The organism is Pseudomonas sp. WC2401, assembly GCF_041200115.1.
Lineage (GTDB): Bacteria > Pseudomonadota > Gammaproteobacteria > Pseudomonadales > Pseudomonadaceae > Aquipseudomonas > Aquipseudomonas fragi.
Window position 1 is genome coordinate 4,831,850 of sequence record NZ_CP165623.1, and the last position, 16,425, is coordinate 4,848,274.

14 protein-coding genes are annotated in these 16,425 nt (G+C 61.0%); 6 read left to right on the plus strand and 8 right to left on the minus strand.

What is annotated here, in order from left to right; translation table 11 throughout:
- Positions 1-4 precede the first annotated feature (4 nt).
- Positions 5-826, plus strand: coding sequence for an SDR family oxidoreductase (locus AB3G35_RS22195; RefSeq protein ID WP_340079660.1), 822 nt, complete (start codon positions 5-7; stop codon positions 824-826).
- Between the two features lie 109 nt (positions 827-935).
- Here the strand turns inward: AB3G35_RS22195 and AB3G35_RS22200 are convergent, their stop codons facing one another.
- Positions 936-1,820, minus strand: coding sequence for a LysR family transcriptional regulator (locus tag AB3G35_RS22200; RefSeq protein WP_169869832.1), 885 nt, complete (start codon positions 1,818-1,820; stop codon positions 936-938).
- Between the two features lie 109 nt (positions 1,821-1,929).
- Between AB3G35_RS22200 and AB3G35_RS22205 the strand changes: the two genes are divergently transcribed.
- Together AB3G35_RS22205 and AB3G35_RS22210 are read left to right on the plus strand one after the other, a co-directional pair.
- Positions 1,930-3,153, plus strand: a complete 1,224-nt coding sequence (locus AB3G35_RS22205; RefSeq protein WP_369782142.1) for an MFS transporter — start codon at positions 1,930-1,932, stop codon at positions 3,151-3,153.
- 13 nt (positions 3,154-3,166) lie between these two features.
- On the plus strand, positions 3,167-3,562 hold the full coding sequence (locus tag AB3G35_RS22210) for a hypothetical protein (RefSeq protein WP_016781861.1): 396 nt from the start codon (positions 3,167-3,169) through the stop codon (positions 3,560-3,562).
- Positions 3,563-3,671: 109 nt separating this feature from the next.
- Here AB3G35_RS22210 and AB3G35_RS22215 read toward each other — a convergent pair whose 3' ends face one another.
- The 4 genes from AB3G35_RS22215 to AB3G35_RS22230 are packed head-to-tail and all read right to left on the minus strand — an operon-like array spanning position 3,672 to position 8,465.
- Positions 3,672-4,535, minus strand: a complete 864-nt coding sequence (locus AB3G35_RS22215; RefSeq protein ID WP_016781860.1) for an HlyD family secretion protein — start codon at positions 4,533-4,535, stop codon at positions 3,672-3,674.
- Between the two features lie 10 nt (positions 4,536-4,545).
- Positions 4,546-4,746, minus strand: a complete 201-nt coding sequence (locus AB3G35_RS22220; protein ID WP_016781859.1) for a DUF1656 domain-containing protein — start codon at positions 4,744-4,746, stop codon at positions 4,546-4,548.
- Positions 4,736-6,922 (minus strand): FUSC family protein, encoded by a 2,187-nt coding sequence (locus tag AB3G35_RS22225; RefSeq protein WP_016781858.1) that lies wholly within the window; start codon positions 6,920-6,922, stop codon positions 4,736-4,738. Before AB3G35_RS22225 ends, AB3G35_RS22220 begins: the two co-directional genes overlap by 11 nt.
- A gap of 31 nt (positions 6,923-6,953) precedes the next feature.
- The gene (locus AB3G35_RS22230) at positions 6,954-8,465 is read right to left on the minus strand and encodes an efflux transporter outer membrane subunit (protein ID WP_095040680.1); all 1,512 of its coding nucleotides are present in this window, start codon (positions 8,463-8,465) and stop codon (positions 6,954-6,956) included.
- A 222-nt stretch (positions 8,466-8,687) separates the two neighbouring features.
- On the opposite strand from AB3G35_RS22230, the gene AB3G35_RS22235 reads away from it, so the two are divergent.
- Positions 8,688-9,620, plus strand: coding sequence for a LysR family transcriptional regulator (locus AB3G35_RS22235; RefSeq protein ID WP_016781856.1), 933 nt, complete (start codon positions 8,688-8,690; stop codon positions 9,618-9,620).
- A gap of 95 nt (positions 9,621-9,715) precedes the next feature.
- Here AB3G35_RS22235 and AB3G35_RS22240 read toward each other — a convergent pair whose 3' ends face one another.
- Positions 9,716-10,462 carry a 3-oxoacyl-ACP reductase family protein gene (locus tag AB3G35_RS22240; protein WP_016781855.1) on the minus strand — a complete coding sequence of 249 codons (747 nt, stop codon included), beginning with the start codon at positions 10,460-10,462 and terminating at the stop codon, positions 9,716-9,718.
- A 213-nt stretch (positions 10,463-10,675) separates the two neighbouring features.
- On the opposite strand from AB3G35_RS22240, the gene AB3G35_RS22245 reads away from it, so the two are divergent.
- Positions 10,676-11,665 carry a D-glycerate dehydrogenase gene (locus AB3G35_RS22245; RefSeq protein ID WP_083369623.1) on the plus strand — a complete coding sequence of 330 codons (990 nt, stop codon included), beginning with the start codon at positions 10,676-10,678 and terminating at the stop codon, positions 11,663-11,665.
- A 112-nt stretch (positions 11,666-11,777) separates the two neighbouring features.
- On the opposite strand, the gene AB3G35_RS22250 is transcribed toward AB3G35_RS22245, so the two are convergent.
- Positions 11,778-12,674, minus strand: coding sequence for a DMT family transporter (locus AB3G35_RS22250; protein WP_169846286.1), 897 nt, complete (start codon positions 12,672-12,674; stop codon positions 11,778-11,780).
- 118 nt (positions 12,675-12,792) lie between these two features.
- Between AB3G35_RS22250 and AB3G35_RS22255 the strand changes: the two genes are divergently transcribed.
- Positions 12,793-13,665: a helix-turn-helix domain-containing protein gene (locus tag AB3G35_RS22255; RefSeq protein WP_106115774.1), complete on the plus strand. Its 873-nt coding sequence runs from the start codon at positions 12,793-12,795 to the stop codon at positions 13,663-13,665.
- A gap of 156 nt (positions 13,666-13,821) precedes the next feature.
- On the opposite strand, the gene AB3G35_RS22260 is transcribed toward AB3G35_RS22255, so the two are convergent.
- Entirely contained in the window at positions 13,822-16,239 is a 2,418-nt protein-coding gene (locus AB3G35_RS22260; RefSeq protein WP_086798628.1) for a TonB-dependent siderophore receptor, read from the minus strand.
- Positions 16,240-16,425: the final 186 nt, after the last annotated feature.

Below are 16,425 nucleotides of genomic sequence, written 5' to 3' on the forward strand. Positions count from 1 at the left end.
TCCCATGCGTGTTTTGATCAGCGGTTGTTCCAGCGGTATTGGCCGCGCCCTGGCCGATGCCTTCAAGGCGGCCGGGCATGACGTGTGGGCCTGCGCCCGCAAACCTGAGGATGTGACGCGATTGGCGACGGCAGGGTTCAACGCCGTACAACTGGACGTGAACGACCCGCAGGCATTGACGCATCTGGCCGGGCAACTGGAGCACGCAGGCGGCGGGCTGGACGTGCTGATCAATAACGCCGGTTACGGCGCGATGGGGCCGTTGCTCGATGGCGGCGTCGAGGGTATGCACCAGCAGTTTGAAACCAATGTATTTTCCATCGTCGGCGTTACCCGCGCGCTGTTCCCGGCGCTGCGTCGCAACAAGGGGCTGGTGGTCAATATCGGCAGTGTTTCCGGCGTGCTGGTCACCCCATTTGCCGGTGCCTACTGTGCCTCCAAAGCTGCAGTACATGCCTTGAGCGATGCCCTGCGCATGGAGCTGGCGCCTTTTGCCATTGGCGTGCTGGAGGTGCAGCCAGGCGCCATAGATACCAGCTTCGCGAAAAATGCCAGCGCCCAGGCCGAGCAACTGATCGACGAGGGCTCTGCATGGTGGCCCATGCGCGACGGTATTCGCGCCAGGGCCAGGGCCTCGCAGGACAACCCCACATCAGCAACTGCCTTTGCAGATGCGGTGCTCAAAGCCGTGGTCAAACCCAAACCACCGAGGCTGCTGCGCTACGGCAATGGCAGCCGCGCCCTGCCGCTGCTGGCTGCGCTGGTGCCCGGCGCACTGCTGGAAAAAATCCTGATGAAACGGTTTGGCCTCAATACCCGAATCTGAGGCCTCCAATCACCTGTGGGAGCGGGCTTGCTCGCGATACCGGCGGCGCGGTGTTCCAGTTAAACCGCGTCGATGCCATCGCGAGCAAGCCCGCTCCCACAAGGTCTGCTCAGGCATGACTTTTCATAAAATCGATAAACACCCGCACCTTCAGTGGCAAATGCCGTGTATCGGGGTATAGCGCGTACACCCCCTGGCGGGTCAGTTGCCACTCGGGCAACAGCCGCACCAGTCGCCCGGCCTGCAAGTCATCCTCGATCAACCAGTCCGGCAAGATCGCCACACCCTGCCCCGTCAGCGCAAACGCCTGCAAGACCGATGAGTTGTCCGCCTTGATCCGCGCCAGCGCAGGGTTGGGCTGGTAGGGCCTGTTTACACCGCTACACACCTCGGTAATGCTCAATTCCCCCACCCGCCCATGCTCCAGCCACGGTGTTTGCTCAAGGGCTTGCACGCTGTTGATCGGCGCCACACGGGCAACGAACGCTGGTGAGGCCACCGGCAGAATCTCGAAGGTACTCAACTGCACGGCACGATGGCTGGAGTCGAGCACCCGGCCGAGCCTCAAGGCTACGTCAAAACGCTCGGAGATCAGATCAGCGTGGGTCGAAGAGGTCGACAGCTGGACATTCAGGTCAGGGTGCAAGGCGCGGAACAGTTCCAGCGCCGGCACCACTTTGGCCAGCGCATATTCCACCGTAGTGGTGATGCGTAACGTGCCCTTGAGTTCGGTGTGCTCGCTGCGCGCTTCGTCAATCGCCAGGCGAGCCGCTTCCAGCATGCCCAGGCAATGCACGTAAAAACGCTCCCCCGCTTCAGTCAGCGCCAGCCGCCGGGTGTTACGCGTGAGCAGGGTCACGCCCAGCTCAGCCTCGAGGCGCTTGATATTGAAGCTGACCACGGCACGGGTTTGCCCCAGTAAATCAGCCGCTGCGGTAAGGGAACCGGCTTCGACCACGGCCTTGAAGGTGTCGAATCGATCGAGGCTGACCATGAATAAACCCGTAGATTGTCAAAATATTTTTGACAATCTAGCAGCCGGTGGACGGTTCCACCACAGGCAAAAGCTGCTTACTGTGCGCTCTCCTGACTGGGAGCCAATCATGGCCTATCGCAACAAGATCGCACTGGTGTATTTGCTGGGCTTTGCCCTGGATCTGGTGAACATGTTCGCCGCCGCCATTGCCTACCCCGCTATCAGCCAGGAGCTACAGGCTTCGGTTACGCAGCTGGCCTGGGTCGGCAATGCCTATATGCTCGGCCTGACCCTGATCATTTTACCCAGCGTATGGCTGGCGGACGTGTTTGGCGCAAAACGCCTGATCCTGGCCTCGCTGCTGATGTTCAGCGTGGCGTCATGGTGCGTGGCGCAGTCGGCGACCATTGAAGCCCTGATTGGCTGGCGTCTGCTGCAGGGGCTGGCGGGTGGTTTGTTGATTCCGGTGGGGCAAGCCCTGGTGTATCGACACTTTCCCGTGCGGGAACGGGCACGCCTGACTTCGGTGATCTTGCTGGTCGCGCTGCTGGTGCCCGCATTGTCGCCAGCCGTAGGCGGTTGGGTGGTCCAGGCAGGGTCGTGGCGCTGGCTGTTTTACGCCAATCTGCCGCTGGCCCTGCTTGCCCTGTTGCTGGCCACCTGCTGGCTTGCCTCGCAACCCCGCCCTGCTTCGCGCCCTGCGCTGAGCTATCAAAGCGTGGCGGTGGGCGCCCTGAATATGGCGCGTTTGCTCAAAAGCCCGCTGCTGCGCGTCGCCATGCTGACCTATCTGTTTATTCCCGGAATTTTTATCGGCACCCAACTGGTGAGCATTCTGTATCTGCATCAACTGGGTTTGAGCCCTGCGCAAACGGGCGCACTGATGCTGCCCTGGGCGCTGGCATCAGCACTGGGCATCAGTTTGAGCCGTTACCAATTCAACCGTCTGGGGCCAAAGCCGCTGCTGGTACTGGGCATGACAGCCCAAGCCCTTGGCATCGGTTTACTGACCCGGATCGATGCTCCAGACACATGGCTGCCAATTGCCCTGTATGGGCTGATGGGCTTTGGTGGCAGCCTGTGCAGCAGCACTGCGCAAAACACCGCCTTTATCAATATCACACCCGAGCATATGGGCCATGCCAGCGCGCTATGGAACATTAACCGGCAGTTGAGTTTTCTGCTCGGTCCGGCCCTGATGATGGCCCTATATGGCGCATTGACCGCAATCACCTCGACGCCCCACGCCTTTGCCCTATGCTTTGCCATCGGTTGTGCGTTGACGCTGGTGCCGCTGGTTCCCGTTCTACGCCTTGATACATCCCGCGTGCTGGCCTTGCTCGCACCCTGACCTGGAGATTGTGATGAGTGATTACAAGAGCTACTTCGACCTGGTAAACGAAACCCACGTCGAGATTGAAGGCTGGTTTTCCGGCCTGGAACCCGGCGTACTACCCGTTTTACTGGGACGTTTTTCGCCGCAGTTTTCGATGATTGCACCCAGCGGCACAGTACTGGATATCGATGGCGTAGAAGCACTGTTTGAACAACTGCGCGGTGCGCGCCCGGGCTTGAACATCACCCTCAGCGAGTTCAAGGGCATTGCCCTGCACGCAGGCGGTGCCGTGGTCAGCTACCGCGAGCTACAGGAAGAGCATAACGGCAACCGCACTGATCGGCGCGCTACCGTGGTGTTTGAAAAAGACGCCAGCGGCAAGGTGCTGTGGCGTCATTTGCATGAGACGTTTTGCGTGGCGTGAACCCCAGCCTCGCTCTTGTGGGAGCGGGCTTGCTCGCGATCGCATCGACACGGTTTTCCAGCAAGACCGAGCTGAGTCAATCGCGAGCAAGCCCGCTCCCACATTAACTTTACTCGGCCTTGCCCTGATCCACGATCACCGTACAGGTCGTACCCGCTGCCAGCAGGAAGCCATCGGGGATTTCGTCGATGTGGATACGCACCGGCACCCGCTGGGCCAGACGCACCCAGTTGAACGTCGGGTTAACGTCAGCCACCAGCTCACGGCTTTCGGGGTTATCGCGGTCGTAGATACCCCGCGAGATGCTTTCCACATGGCCCTTCAGTACTTCACCGCTCATCATTTGCAGGTCGGCTTTGTCGCCCACGCGGATATGCGGCAGTTTGGTTTCCTCAAAGAAGCCATAGACCCAGAACGAATCCTGGTCGATCACGGCCATTTTCGGATCGCCCACCCGCGCATAGTCGCCGCGATGCACATTGAGGTTGGTCACGTAGCCATCGACCGTGGCCAGGACTTTGGTGCGTTTGAGATTAAGCTGCGCCGCGTCCAGTTGCGCCAGCGCGTGCTGATAGTCGGCCAGGGCCGAGTCGGCAATGTTGCTGGCGTCGTCACGGTTCTCGCGCGAGATCACCAGGCTGTCCATATCGGCCCGGCGATGGGCGTTGACCTTGCGCATTTCCCAGGTCGCCTTGCGGGAAGCCACCAGCGACTGGGCTTGCTTGACCATGATTTCGTAGTGTTCAGGGTCGATTTCCAGCAGCACATCGCCCTTTTTCACCAACTGGTTATCCTTGACCGGCACCCCGACCACATAGCCGTTGACGTCGGCAGCCACGTTGATGATATCGGCCCGCACCCGTCCATCACGGGTCCACGGGGTGTTCATGTAATGTTCCCACAGGGTTCGGCCGATCCATATCGCAAGGGCCAAAACCAGCAAGGTGGCAAGCAGGCTGAAGAACTTTTTCATCGGATCGGTCTCAACGGTAAACAGTGAGCGCCATGGCGCCAAAAAGACAAGCAAACAGGCTCAGGCGCAACAGCGCCGGGTGCCAGAAGAAGCGATACAGGTCGTAGCCGGAAAACAGTCGGTCAAAGCCCCATGCCAACCCCGCCGCGATAAAGAACATCAGGGTCATGGTGGGCATGTAGACGCCGTGGAAGGCGATTTCACGAGGCATGTTCAAGTCCTTGCGGCTGGGCATAAGCGGCCAGCGGCGATTGCGGGTCAAGCAGTGATGTACGGATAAAATGCAGGTAGCTTTGCACCCGGACCAGCGCCGAGGTGTCGAAGTTGCGGGCAAAGGGTTCGTCGGTGGACTGCACGCGGCTGATGGCGTGGTCCACGGCAATCAACGCGCGCTCCAGGTTGCTTTCGCTGGGAGCGATAAACAACCGCACCAGCGCCCTGCCCATGACCCGGATGGCCTGGCGCCACGGCTGGGCTTCGGCGTACGCGGGGTGCACCGGCAAAATCGCCTGCTCCTTGCGCAGCTCGATAATGGCGTGACCGACTTCCAGCACCACAAACATCCAGCGCAGCAATTGGCGTTGAACCTGCGGCTTGCCTGCCGCCAGGCCATAAGCCTGGTGCATCAGGTCGCGGGTGCGGCTTTCCAGGCTGGAGCTCAGGCCGCGCAATTTGCCGCTGATGGCATACACCACTTGCTCACGCAGATCCTGCTCCAAACGGCTCCACAACCAGCGGCTGTTGGGCGGCAGGATAATCGCACCGGCAGCGGCACACACCAGCATGCCCATGACCATAGCGATGTAGTCGTTGATGAACTGGTACGGGTTGTAGATGGTCAGGTTGTCGGGGACCGAGCCGGTGCTGAAAAAGATCAGCAAGCCCAGGCCGACACCGGCGTAGTTGGCCCGCGAGGTCAGGAACGAACCGAGCACGATCACCGGCGCCAGCACCAGACACAACAGCGGGAAACCGTCGATATGGGGCAGCACGAAGAACATTTCGACAAAGCCGATCAACGCACCGAGGAATGTGCCGCAGGCCATCTGGAACGCCATGCGCTTGGGGTTGGGCGTGGCCGCCGACAAACCGACAGTGGCTGCAGCGATCAGGGTCATCATCGCGCCGCTGGGCCAGGCGGTCATCACCCAGTAGGTGCCGAGCACGGCCAGAATAAACGCTGCCCGAATCCCGGAAGCGGCCGCCGACCACCAGTTGGTCTGGGAAATAAACGGTTGATCCCAACGCTCCCGTTCGTGGGTGTGATCGGCCAGCGAGGCGTGGGTCAGCGCGTAGTTGTGCAGGTCGTCAACAAAGCGGAACAGCAGCTCGTAGGCGGTGTTGAAGTCGAGGAAGTCCGACGGGCTGGGCTCGCTTTCCAGAAACTTGACCCGCAACGCACGCACATGGCCCGGCAGGCTGGCCTTGAAGGCATCCAGTTGCTCGGCGAGCAAGGCCGCGTCTTTATCGGTCAACGAGCGACCGGCATAGGTGTCGAGCAACTGCGCGAGTATTTCCAGCTCCGGCTCGATGGCCGACACCACATCAACCACACCACGGCTGCGCAAACGGGCAAGCAACTGGTGCAAGGCATTGAAGCGCGTGGTGATGGCCATGAATTCGCTGTTCAGGCGGCTCAGGCGGCCGCTGCGACGACGCATGTGCGGGTCTTCGAACACGGTCACGCTGCGCATGCCTTCCAGGCCTACGCTTTCACCGATAAAGCGCACATTGCTGGCCTCATAGGCCTCCTGGGAGGACTGGCCACGCAGGCCTTCGGCAACAAAACCGGCAAATACGCCAAAGCGTTTGTACAGCGCGTCATGCATCGCCGCGCCAGCGGTTTTCGGCAGGATCGCAGCGCTGACCACGGTGGAGCAGAGAATGCCCAGCGAGATCTCCAGCACCCGCCACACCGCGGCCATAAAAGCACCATCGGGGTGGGCCAGGGCAGGCAGGCCGACCATTGCAGCGGTGTAACCGGCCAGCACAAAACCATAAGCACGGAAGTTGCGGCAGCGGGCTGCACCGGCGGAGCAGATGCCCACCCAGATCGCCATCGCACCGAGAAACAGCACGGTGTTCTGCGCGAACAGGGCGATCAGCGCCACCATCACCGCCGAGCCGGTCAGGGTGCCCAAAAACCGGTAAAAGCTTTTGGCGAACACCTGGCCGCTTTGCGGCTGCATCACGATAAACACGGTGATCATCGCCGTGCGCGGTTGCGGCAGCTCAAGACGCATGGCCAGCCACAGGGTCAGAAAGGCGGCGACCAGCACCTTAAAAATATGTACCCAGGTCACGCCATCACTGCGTGCCCAGTCAAAAAAGCCACGGCGCCATTCCAGGGAATACAGCCAGCGTACCGGGGCGGGCAAGTGGTTCATCTACAGGCTCTCAAAATTAGCCATCGGGGGTTTAGTGGTTGAACAGCGCCATGACGGCCGGCGGTTTGTCGGGCACATAGCGATCGTCTTTGGGCACATCGTTGCCAGCGCCCAGGCCACCGCCCAGCGCCGTTACCAGCTCGGCGTGGGCGCTCAGGCGGGCGGCCTGGACCTGTTGCTGGATCTGCTGCTGCTTGAACAGCAGGGTTTGTGCATTGAGCACATTGAGGTAGTCGGTCAGGCCGCGCTGGAAGGCGACCACGGCGATGTCATAGGTTTTTTGCGCGGCCTGCACCGATTCGGCGGCGAAGACCTGCTGTTTTTCCATCGACTCGCGCTTGATCAACTGATCAGAAATGCCCTTGAGCGCAGTCACCAGGGTCTGGTTGTACTTGGCCACGGCCATGTCATAGCCACCGGAGGCCACGCCCAGCTCCGAGCGCAGGCGACCGCCATCGAAGATCGGCAGGGAAATCGCCGGGCCGACGCTGTAAGTGAGCTTTTTGGAGGTCAAAAACTCCAGCGCGCCGCCACCCGTGGCGATAAAGCCCAGGCTGGCCGTCAGGTCGACGTTGGGGTAGAAACCGGCGTGTGCCACATCGATACCACGGGCCTGCGCTGCCACTTCCCAGCGACTGGCGACCACGTCAGGGCGCTGTCCCAGCAGTTCTGCAGGAAGGCTCGACGGCAGTTTCAACGCAGTGGCCAGCGCCAGGGTCGGACGCTTGAGGCGTGCGCCCTCCCCCGGACCTTTGCCGGCCAGCGCAGCCAACTGGTTGCGGGTCAGGGCGATTTCTTCTTCCTGGGCATCGATCTGTCGATGAATCTCGGGCAGCGGCGCTTGCGCCTGACTGACTTCAAAATGGGTGCCGATACCGCCGTCCAGGCGCTTTTGCGCCAGATCGAGAATCTGTTCTTGCTGGTGCAGGGTCGATTCGACGATATCGAGCTGGGCGTAATGCAACGACAGCTGGATGTAGGCACGAATTACGTTGTTCTGCAGTTCGAGCTGGGCCTGGCGGGCCTCGGCCGCACTCATGTGCGCCATGTCCACGGCCTGCTCGCTGGCATTGCTTTCGCGACCCCACAGGTCGAGGTTAAAGCTGAAGCCCAGGGCCGCGGCGTTGTCGAAAGTGGTAGCGCTGTCCAGGGCCCCCGGGCCATAGAGTTGGTCCGAAGGCCACTTATGGCGCTTGAGGGTCGAATCAGCATTGATTTGCAGCGACTCGGCCGACTCGGCAACCCCGGCCATGGCTCTGGCCTGACGCACACGGGCTGCAGCCATTGCCATCGTTGGGCTACCCTGTACGGCAAGGCTGATCCACTCATCCAGTTGCGGGTCGCCATAAGCGTGCCACCATTGGGCTTTGGGCCAGTTTGCGTCTTTCGCGGCGCTTTGAATCGCCTCGTCGGTGGCCAGGGCATTGGCGGGAAGCATGCTGCCCTTGGGCGCAATGCCACCAAAACCGATGCAGCCGTTTAATGCTAACGATAAAGCCAGAACACTGAGGGCTTTGAGCTCTCTGCTGATGCGACGCTGCACTGCTGCAAATTCCTGAAAGGAGGGAGGATGAGGCTTGAGATAGAGAAGTCTATGACTTGGCAGGCACAACGATAAGCGGGCATAAATGTGAATCTTTATTACCGTTTTTGGCGTAATCCGTTGGTCGAATGAAAAGCGTCCTGTAAAGCCTGAAACTTCATGTCACAATTTGTTGCTGTGTAATTGGTTGCTGTCCCCTCTATCGCCCCTTGAGAGCACTTCATGGACACTTTGCAAAACATGCGCGCCTTCAGTTGTGTGGCCGAAGCCGGAAGTTTCACGGCTGCTGCCGCCATGCTGGACACCACCACGGCCAACGTCTCGCGCGCGGTCTCCAACCTTGAGGCCCACCTGCAAACACGCCTGCTGAACCGCACCACTCGCCGCATTGCCCTGACCGAAGCCGGCAAACGCTATTTGCTGCGCTGCGAGCAAATCCTGGCCTATGTCGAAGAAGCCGAAGCCGAGGCCAGCGACGCCCACTCGCGCCCCGCCGGGCAACTGAAAGTGCACACCATGACCGGCATCGGCCAGCACTTCGTGATCGACGCCATTGCCCGCTACCGCAAGGCCCACCCGGATGTGACCTTCGACCTGACCCTGGCCAACCGCGTGCCGGACCTGCTCAACGAAGGCTACGACGTGTCCATCGTGCTGGCCAGCGAACTGCCGGACTCGGGTTTTGTGTCCCAGCGCCTGGGCATCACCTACAGCATCGTCTGTGCATCGCCTGCCTATGTAAAAGCCAACGGCACCGCCACCAAGCCCAGTGACCTGCTCAACCATTCCTGCCTGCGCCTGGTCAGCCCGGTGATTGCCCTGGACAAATGGGTGTTCGAAGGCCCGGAAGGTCAGGAAATGGTGCTGATCAATTCTTCGCCGTTTCTGGTCAACTCGGCCGACGCGATGAAAACTGCGATCACCAGCGGCATGGGCGTCGGCGTGCTGCCGGTGTACGCCGCCATCGAAGGCCTGCGCAACGGCACGCTGGTGCGCATGCTGCCCAAGTACCGCTCCCAGGAATTGAACCTGTACGCCATCTACCCGTCGCGCCAGTACCTGGATGCCAAGATCAAGACCTGGGTCGAGTACCTGAAAAGCTCGTTGCCGGAAATTCTGGCGGCGCATCAGACCGAGCTGGCCACCTATAGCTGATTGCGCTATCTGGCCGCTACCGGGCTACGCCAATGGCCATGAACTCGTTTTTTGAATAACCGGGTACAGGGTCATTGGCGACAACCGGCAAAATTTCAGGCGCTGAACCCGCCATCCGCAGTCAGGCTCGCACCGGTGATGTAGCCACTCTCCGGGCCTGCAAGATAGGCCACAAAACTGGCAATTTCATCCGCCTTGCCATAACGACCAATGGCCATCAACGGGATCAGGCTTTCGGCAAAATCACCCGTGGCCGGATTCATGTCGGTGTCCACCGGCCCCGGCTGTACGGTGTTGATGGTAATGCCCCGTGGCCCAAGATCTCGCGCCAGCCCCTTGGTCAGGCCCACCAGTGCGGATTTGCTCATGGCATATGGCCCACCACCCGCGAACGGCATGCGTTCGGCATTGGTGCTGCCGATATTGATGATGCGCCCGCCTTCGGTCATGTAGCTGGCCGCCGCCTGGGTTGCGACAAAAACACTGCGCACATTGATGGCCAGGGTGCGGTCGAAATCTTCCAGGCTGAAGTCTTCCAGCGGCCCCACCGCCAGCACGCCCGCGTTGTTGACCAGAATATCGAGGCGACCGAAGGCTTTGACGGTGCTGTCGACCGCAGCACGAATCGCCTGGGCATCGGCACTGTCCGCATGTATGGCCAAGGCCTTGCTGCCGCTGGCAATCAGGCTGTTCTGCAGCTCCTGGGCCTTGGCCGATGAACTGACGTAGGTGAACGCAACCGCCGCGCCCCCGGCGGCCAGCCGCTTGACGATGGCTGCCCCGATCCCCCGCGAACCGCCTTGAACCAGCGCAACTTTACCCTGAAGGCTATTGGTACTCATAAATGACTCCCAAGATGCGAGGCGGGATGCCTTGCAAGCCGACGAGTATCGACCTCCCCTGCACGGCCGGGTAGCGCCTTGTTGCTATAGCCCAGTAACCTTAACGTTATGAAAAACCGGCACAGAAGAGCCCAGGCGGCAGCCGAACGCTGCAATATTCGGCAATGAATGTTAGCGTGCTTACATTCCCGACAGCCGATGAGTCTTGTTCAGATGAGCCTTTCCAGCACCAAGAAAACCGTACTTGCCTTCAGCCGCGTCACCCCCGAGATGATCGAGCGCCTGCAACAGGATTTCAACGTCATCGCGCCCAACCCCAAGCTGGGCGATATCAACGCCCAGTTCGAAGAGGCACTGCCCCACGCCCACGGTCTGATCGGCGTCGGCCGCAAACTGGGGCGTAAGCAGCTGGAAAATGCCCGTCAGCTGGAAGTGGTGTCCAGCGTCTCGGTGGGTTACGACAACTACGATGTCGACTACTTCAACGAACGCGGCATCATGCTCACCAATACCCCGGACGTGCTGACTGAAAGCACCGCCGACCTGGGTTTTACCCTGATCATGAGCAGCGCACGTCGGGTCGCCGAGCTGGACGCCTGGACCAAGGCAGGCCAGTGGCAAGCCAGCGTGCCGCCGGCCCTGTTTGGCAGCGATGTGTACGGCAAGACCCTGGGCATTGTCGGCATGGGTAATATCGGCGCAGCCGTTGCCCGTCGTGGTCGCCTGGGTTTCAACATGCCCATCCTGTACAGCGGCAACAGCCGCAAGACCGCACTGGAGCAAGAATTGGGCGCACAGTTTCGCAGCCTCGACCAGTTGCTGGCCGAAGCTGATTTCGTGTGCCTGGTGGTGCCATTGAGCGAGAAAACCCGGCATCTGATCAGCCAGCGCGAACTCAAGCTGATGAAGCCGAGCGCCATTCTGGTGAATATCTCCCGTGGCCCGGTGGTCGACGAACCGGCACTGATCGAAGCCCTGCAAAACGGCACCATTCGCGGCGCCGGCCTGGATGTTTACGAGAAAGAACCGCTAAGCGAGTCACCACTCTTCGCGTTGAAAAACGCCGTGACCCTGCCCCATATCGGCTCGGCCACCCACGAAACCCGCGAAGCGATGGCCAACCGCGCCCTGGCCAACCTGCGCAGCGCCCTGCTCGGCGAACGCCCGCAAGACCTGGTCAACCCGCAGGTGTTCAAGGGCTGACGCAAGGTCTGTTGTGGGAGCGGGCTTGCTCGCGATTGGATCGCCGAGGTGCGACTGATACACCGCGTCGCTGCCATCGCGAGCAAGCCCGCTCCCACAGGGGGTTACAGACTCATGCCAGCTTGGCGCTCAATGCCACCGGCTTGGGTTTGCGAAACACCAGCACATTGCCCAGCATCACCAGCACCAACCCGGCCAGCGCCGGGGGGGTCCACTGGTAGCCTTCGGCAAACGCCGACACATTCAGCGCCACCAATGGGAACAACACCGTGCAATAGGCAGCGCGTTCCGGCCCCATGCGCCCGACCAGGGTCAGGTACGCGGTAAAACCGATCACCGAGCCCGGTATCACCAGGTACAGCAGCGAACCGATATAGCGCGTGTTCCATTCCATATCGAACGGGATACCCCTTAGTGCGCAGTACACCGCCAGCATGCCAGCCCCATAAAGCATGCCCCAGGCGTTGGTGGTCAGCGGCTTGAGCCCGGCTTTCTGTTGCAGGCTCGACAGCATGTTGCCCGCCGAAAAACACAGGGTGCCGATCAACGCCAGCCCCAGCCCGAGGGCAATATGCGGCGTGGCGGCATGCCCGCTCAATTCCGGCCAGAACAACAGGCCTAACCCGAACATCCCCAAGGCACCACCCGCAATCACGTTGCGGGCGATTTTCTGCTTGAAGAAAATCCGCGCATTCAGCGCGTTCCACAACGTGGCAGTCGAAAACACCACCGCGATCAGCCCCGTGGTGACCCACTGGCTGGCGGTCAAAAAGCACATAAAGTTGACGCAAAACAGGCACAGCCCCTGGGCCAGGCAAATCATGTGCCCGCGTCGATTCATCACCTGCAGCTTGCGGCTGAGCAACAGCACGGCAAACAGCACCAGCGCCGCCAGGCCAAAGCGGTAAACGATGGACACAGGAATCGCCACCACTCCCAATTGCAGCTTCAGGGCAATCCAGGTGGTGCCCCAGATCAAGACAGTCATCACATACAAGAACAGGTTCATGGCGCACTCCAGACAATGGCTTTCAGTCTGGGCCTGCGGCGGTGCGCGCACTTGCAGATTCTTGCGCTTTTGTTGGCCCGGGGCTGGCAGCCGCAGTGCGACGGAGTAGGATGCGAACATGCCCGCATTCGATACCCTGCAAGTCTTCCAGTCCATGAACAGCTCGCCCAATGCCCGTCTGGAGCACAGTGCCGAACTGGGTGAAGGCATGGCCGCTGCTTTGTGGACCAACCACCACGATGCGCGTGAATATGAAGCGCCGACGCACCACACCTTGTCGTGCTATATCTCCGGCGGCACCGGTACTTTCAGGCGCGAACAACCGGGCGCCAAGGGCTCACCGGGCAAGCTCTGCGTGCTGCCCGCCGATCATCAATCGGCGTGGGTGATCAATGGCGAAATACGCCTGGCCCATGTGTATGTCAGCCAGGAGCAATTTGCTCTGGGCTGCATCGCCCTGCTCGACCGCGAACCGCGAGAGATGCAACTGCGGGAACTGACCTTCCAGGATGACGAACAGCAAACCCGCCGCTTTCATCAACTGATCCAGACCAACTGGGACGAACCCGGTGAACGCCTGCTTACCAGTAGCCTGGCCAGCGCCCTGCTCGACCATGCCGTGCTGACCCAGGTCGGCCTGCGCGACGGCCTGCAATTCAAGGGCGGGCTGGCGGCGTACCAGCGGCGCCAGTTGGTTGAATACATCGAACACCGGCTGGCCGAACCGCTGAACATCGGCCAACTGGCCGCGCAATGCGCGCTGTCGCCTTACCACTTTGCGCGCATGTTCCGCGAAAGCTTTGGCGTACCGCCCCACCAATACCTGCTGGCCCGCCGCCTGGCCCGCGCCCGCGACCTGCTGCGCAACAGCGCACTGGCGCTGGGTGACGTGGCACTGGCCTGCGGCTTCGCCAGCGCCAGCCACTTCGCTAACCGCTTCAAACAAAACATGGGCGGCACGCCGGGGGCATATCGGGCGGTGTTCAGGTAACCCCACAACCTTCTTTGTGGGAGCGGGCTTGCTCGCGATGGTATCGACGCGCTTTACCTGAACAGACCGCGTCGCCTGCATCGCAGGCAAGCCAGCTCCCACAGGTATAGCTGTGCCACATTAACTGCGGCGTGCTGGTTCATTGTGGGAGCGGCCTTAGAACTCCAGGGTGCTGGAGAACGTGAACTGCCGCGCATCGCCGATGGAGACGAACGTGCGGCTGGCCGCCGAGGTGTAGTAAGTGCGGTCGAAGAGGTTTTTGACGTTGACCTGGAACTTGACCTTTTGCCCTTCGATTTTTGTGTCGTAGGTGGCAAAGGCATCGGCCACGGTGTAGCCCGGCAGGTCGAAATCGTTCAGGGCATCCCCCGCCCGTTCGCCTACATAGCGCGCGCCCGCGCCAACGCGCAGCTTGTCACCGCCCACGATGTTGCCAAAGTCGTACACCGCCGACAGCGAGCCGCTGTTCTTGGCCACGTTCTGCAGGCGCATACCCTGGTAGGTGGTGTCTTTGGTCACTTCGGCATCGGTGTAGGCGTAGCTGCCGATCAGGCTCCACTGGTCGGTCAACTGACCGCTGACGTCCAGTTCCAGGCCCCGGGAACGCACTTCACCCGCTGCCGAGTAGGCAGTGACATCGTCCACCGTGGAGGACACCAGCACATTGCGCTTTTTGATGTCGTACAAGGCCAGGGTGCCGGTGATGCGGCCCGGGATATCCAGCTTGGCCCCCAGTTCCCAGGATTTCGACTGCTCCGGCGCGATGGAGGAGTCCAGTACCACGCCGCCCGTCAGCGGAGCGATCGAGGAGTTGGGCTTGAACGATTCGGTATAGCTGCCGTAGAACGACAGTTCATCGGTGTAGCGGTACACCAGCCCGGCCCGCGGGATCCATTTCACCCCATTGGTATCGGTGCTGGCCTTGAACGGAATGCTTTTGCCCGCCAGTTGGTCGTACTTCTGAAAGCGCGCACCCGCCACCAGAATCCATTGGTCGGTGAGGTGGATCGAGTCCTGGGCGAACAGCGAGTCGCTGCGCAGCAGATCGGTCTGGTTGCTGTCGCTGGCGCTCACGGTGGTACCGGCGACTTCATTGCCGTACACCGGGTTTTCGTAGTTGAAGGTGGACTGGCTGTCCTGGCGGATCAGCTCGGCACGGTAGATCTTGCGGTATTCGTCGTCCACGCCAAACACCAGGTCATGCTGCATGCCCGCGGCCTGAACCTTGCCCTGCAAGCTGAAGGTGCTGAAGCGGTCGGTGGTGATCGCGCCTTTGGTGCCGTCCATTTTGCGCGTCAGGGTGCCGTCGGAGTTGACCTTGGTGACGCGAACCTGGCTGGCGTCGTAGGTTTCGCGGTTCCAGCTGTAGCCGAAATGGGCTTTCCAGTCGTCGTTGAGGTCGTGATCGACTTCAAGGCGGTACAGGTCCGAGCGCCCTTCCATATTGTTGAACGGCTCGTCCAGGCGGCGGGTGGCCGGAATGTCCAGCGGATGGTTGGTCGCCGGGTTGATGGCCGTGCCACGGTCGAACGGGGTCAGGAATTCGCGATGTTCGTACGCCAGCAGCACCTGGGTGTTGTCGCCATACCAGGCCAGCGACGGCGCGATCAGGGTTTCGCGATGCACACCAAAATTACGCCAGTAATCTTCGTCTTCATGGTCGATGATCATCCGGTAGGCCAGCCCCGAATCACCCAGCGGCCCGGTGCTGTCGAGGCTGCCACCGCCGCCGTTTTTGCCGGCGCCGTAGGTTGAACCGCGCACCGTCACCGCGTTGTACTGCTCCAGCTGCGGCTTTTTGCTGACCACGTTGACGACACCGCCCGGGTCCTGAATGCCGTAGAGCAACGAGGCCGGGCCCTTGAGCACCTCGACCCGCTCAGTAGCAGCGTTCATGGCCCGGCCCTGCACCAGCGGCATGCCGTCGCGCATGATCGAGCCGTCGCGGTTGTCGCCAAAGCCGCGCTTCATCACCGAGTCCTGGGTGCTGCCCAGGGTGTTGCCCTGGGTGATGCCGCTGACATTGTTCAGGGCATCATCCAGATTGCGCGGCGCCTGGTCGCGGATCACCTGGGCGGCGACCACGTTGATGGTTTGCGGCACTTCCATGGACGAGCCCGTGCCGCGCATCACCGAGGTGGTGGCGGGCGGCTGGTAGCTGGTGTCGGTTGAGGCCAGCGAGGTAATACTGGTGGCCCCCAGGTTCAGGGCGCCTGCCGTGGGCTGTGGTTCCAGGGCAAAGGTGTTGGCGTCGGTGCGGCGCACGTTGAAGCCCGACTGCGCGAGCAACTGCTGCAAGGCCTGGTCGGCGCTCATGCGTCCCTTGAGCGCCGGCGCTTGCAGGCCAAAGGGGGCTTCGTCGGTGTAGACCACGCTCAAGCCGGTCAGCCGGGAAAAGTCATTGAGCGCCTGGGGCAGCGGTTTGGCTGGTTGGTTGAAATCAAACAATGCACCAACCTGCTGTTGCGGCGACTCAGCAGCCATTGCCGTGTAAAGCGGGTTGAGCGCCAGCCCGGCCATCACGAATGCAGAAGCTCCCAACCACTGTTTCACCGAACTTGCCCTGGACTTCATGCTCATGACCTGTGTGTTGACCTGATACGGAATACGAATTTTTCGCATTTTCAAGCACTACACGGATGGGGCCGGGGTTTACCTCACCACGCAATGAAAAAAAATCCGGGATGCCACCACAGGCCGCCTGCGGGAAAACGGTGGGAGCGGGCTTGCTCGCGATAGCATCGATACGGTTTTCCAGTT

Excerpts from the sequence above, each read along its gene's own strand:
- AB3G35_RS22195 (WP_340079660.1), top strand. The coding sequence starts at position 5 with ATGCGTGTTTTGATCAGCGGTTGTTCCAGCGGTATTGGCCGCGCCCTG.
- AB3G35_RS22200 (WP_169869832.1), bottom strand. The coding sequence starts at position 1,820 with ATGGTCAGCCTCGATCGATTCGACACCTTCAAGGCCGTGGTCGAAGCC.
- AB3G35_RS22205 (WP_369782142.1), top strand. The coding sequence starts at position 1,930 with ATGGCCTATCGCAACAAGATCGCACTGGTGTATTTGCTGGGCTTTGCC.
- AB3G35_RS22210 (WP_016781861.1), top strand. The coding sequence starts at position 3,167 with ATGAGTGATTACAAGAGCTACTTCGACCTGGTAAACGAAACCCACGTC.
- AB3G35_RS22215 (WP_016781860.1), bottom strand. The coding sequence starts at position 4,535 with ATGAAAAAGTTCTTCAGCCTGCTTGCCACCTTGCTGGTTTTGGCCCTT.
- AB3G35_RS22220 (WP_016781859.1), bottom strand. The coding sequence starts at position 4,746 with ATGCCTCGTGAAATCGCCTTCCACGGCGTCTACATGCCCACCATGACC.
- AB3G35_RS22225 (WP_016781858.1), bottom strand. The coding sequence starts at position 6,922 with ATGAACCACTTGCCCGCCCCGGTACGCTGGCTGTATTCCCTGGAATGG.
- AB3G35_RS22235 (WP_016781856.1), top strand. The coding sequence starts at position 8,688 with ATGGACACTTTGCAAAACATGCGCGCCTTCAGTTGTGTGGCCGAAGCC.
- AB3G35_RS22240 (WP_016781855.1), bottom strand. The coding sequence starts at position 10,462 with ATGAGTACCAATAGCCTTCAGGGTAAAGTTGCGCTGGTTCAAGGCGGT.
- AB3G35_RS22245 (WP_083369623.1), top strand. The coding sequence starts at position 10,676 with ATGAGCCTTTCCAGCACCAAGAAAACCGTACTTGCCTTCAGCCGCGTC.
- AB3G35_RS22250 (WP_169846286.1), bottom strand. The coding sequence starts at position 12,674 with ATGAACCTGTTCTTGTATGTGATGACTGTCTTGATCTGGGGCACCACC.
- AB3G35_RS22255 (WP_106115774.1), top strand. The coding sequence starts at position 12,793 with ATGCCCGCATTCGATACCCTGCAAGTCTTCCAGTCCATGAACAGCTCG.
- AB3G35_RS22260 (WP_086798628.1), bottom strand. The coding sequence starts at position 16,239 with ATGAAGTCCAGGGCAAGTTCGGTGAAACAGTGGTTGGGAGCTTCTGCA.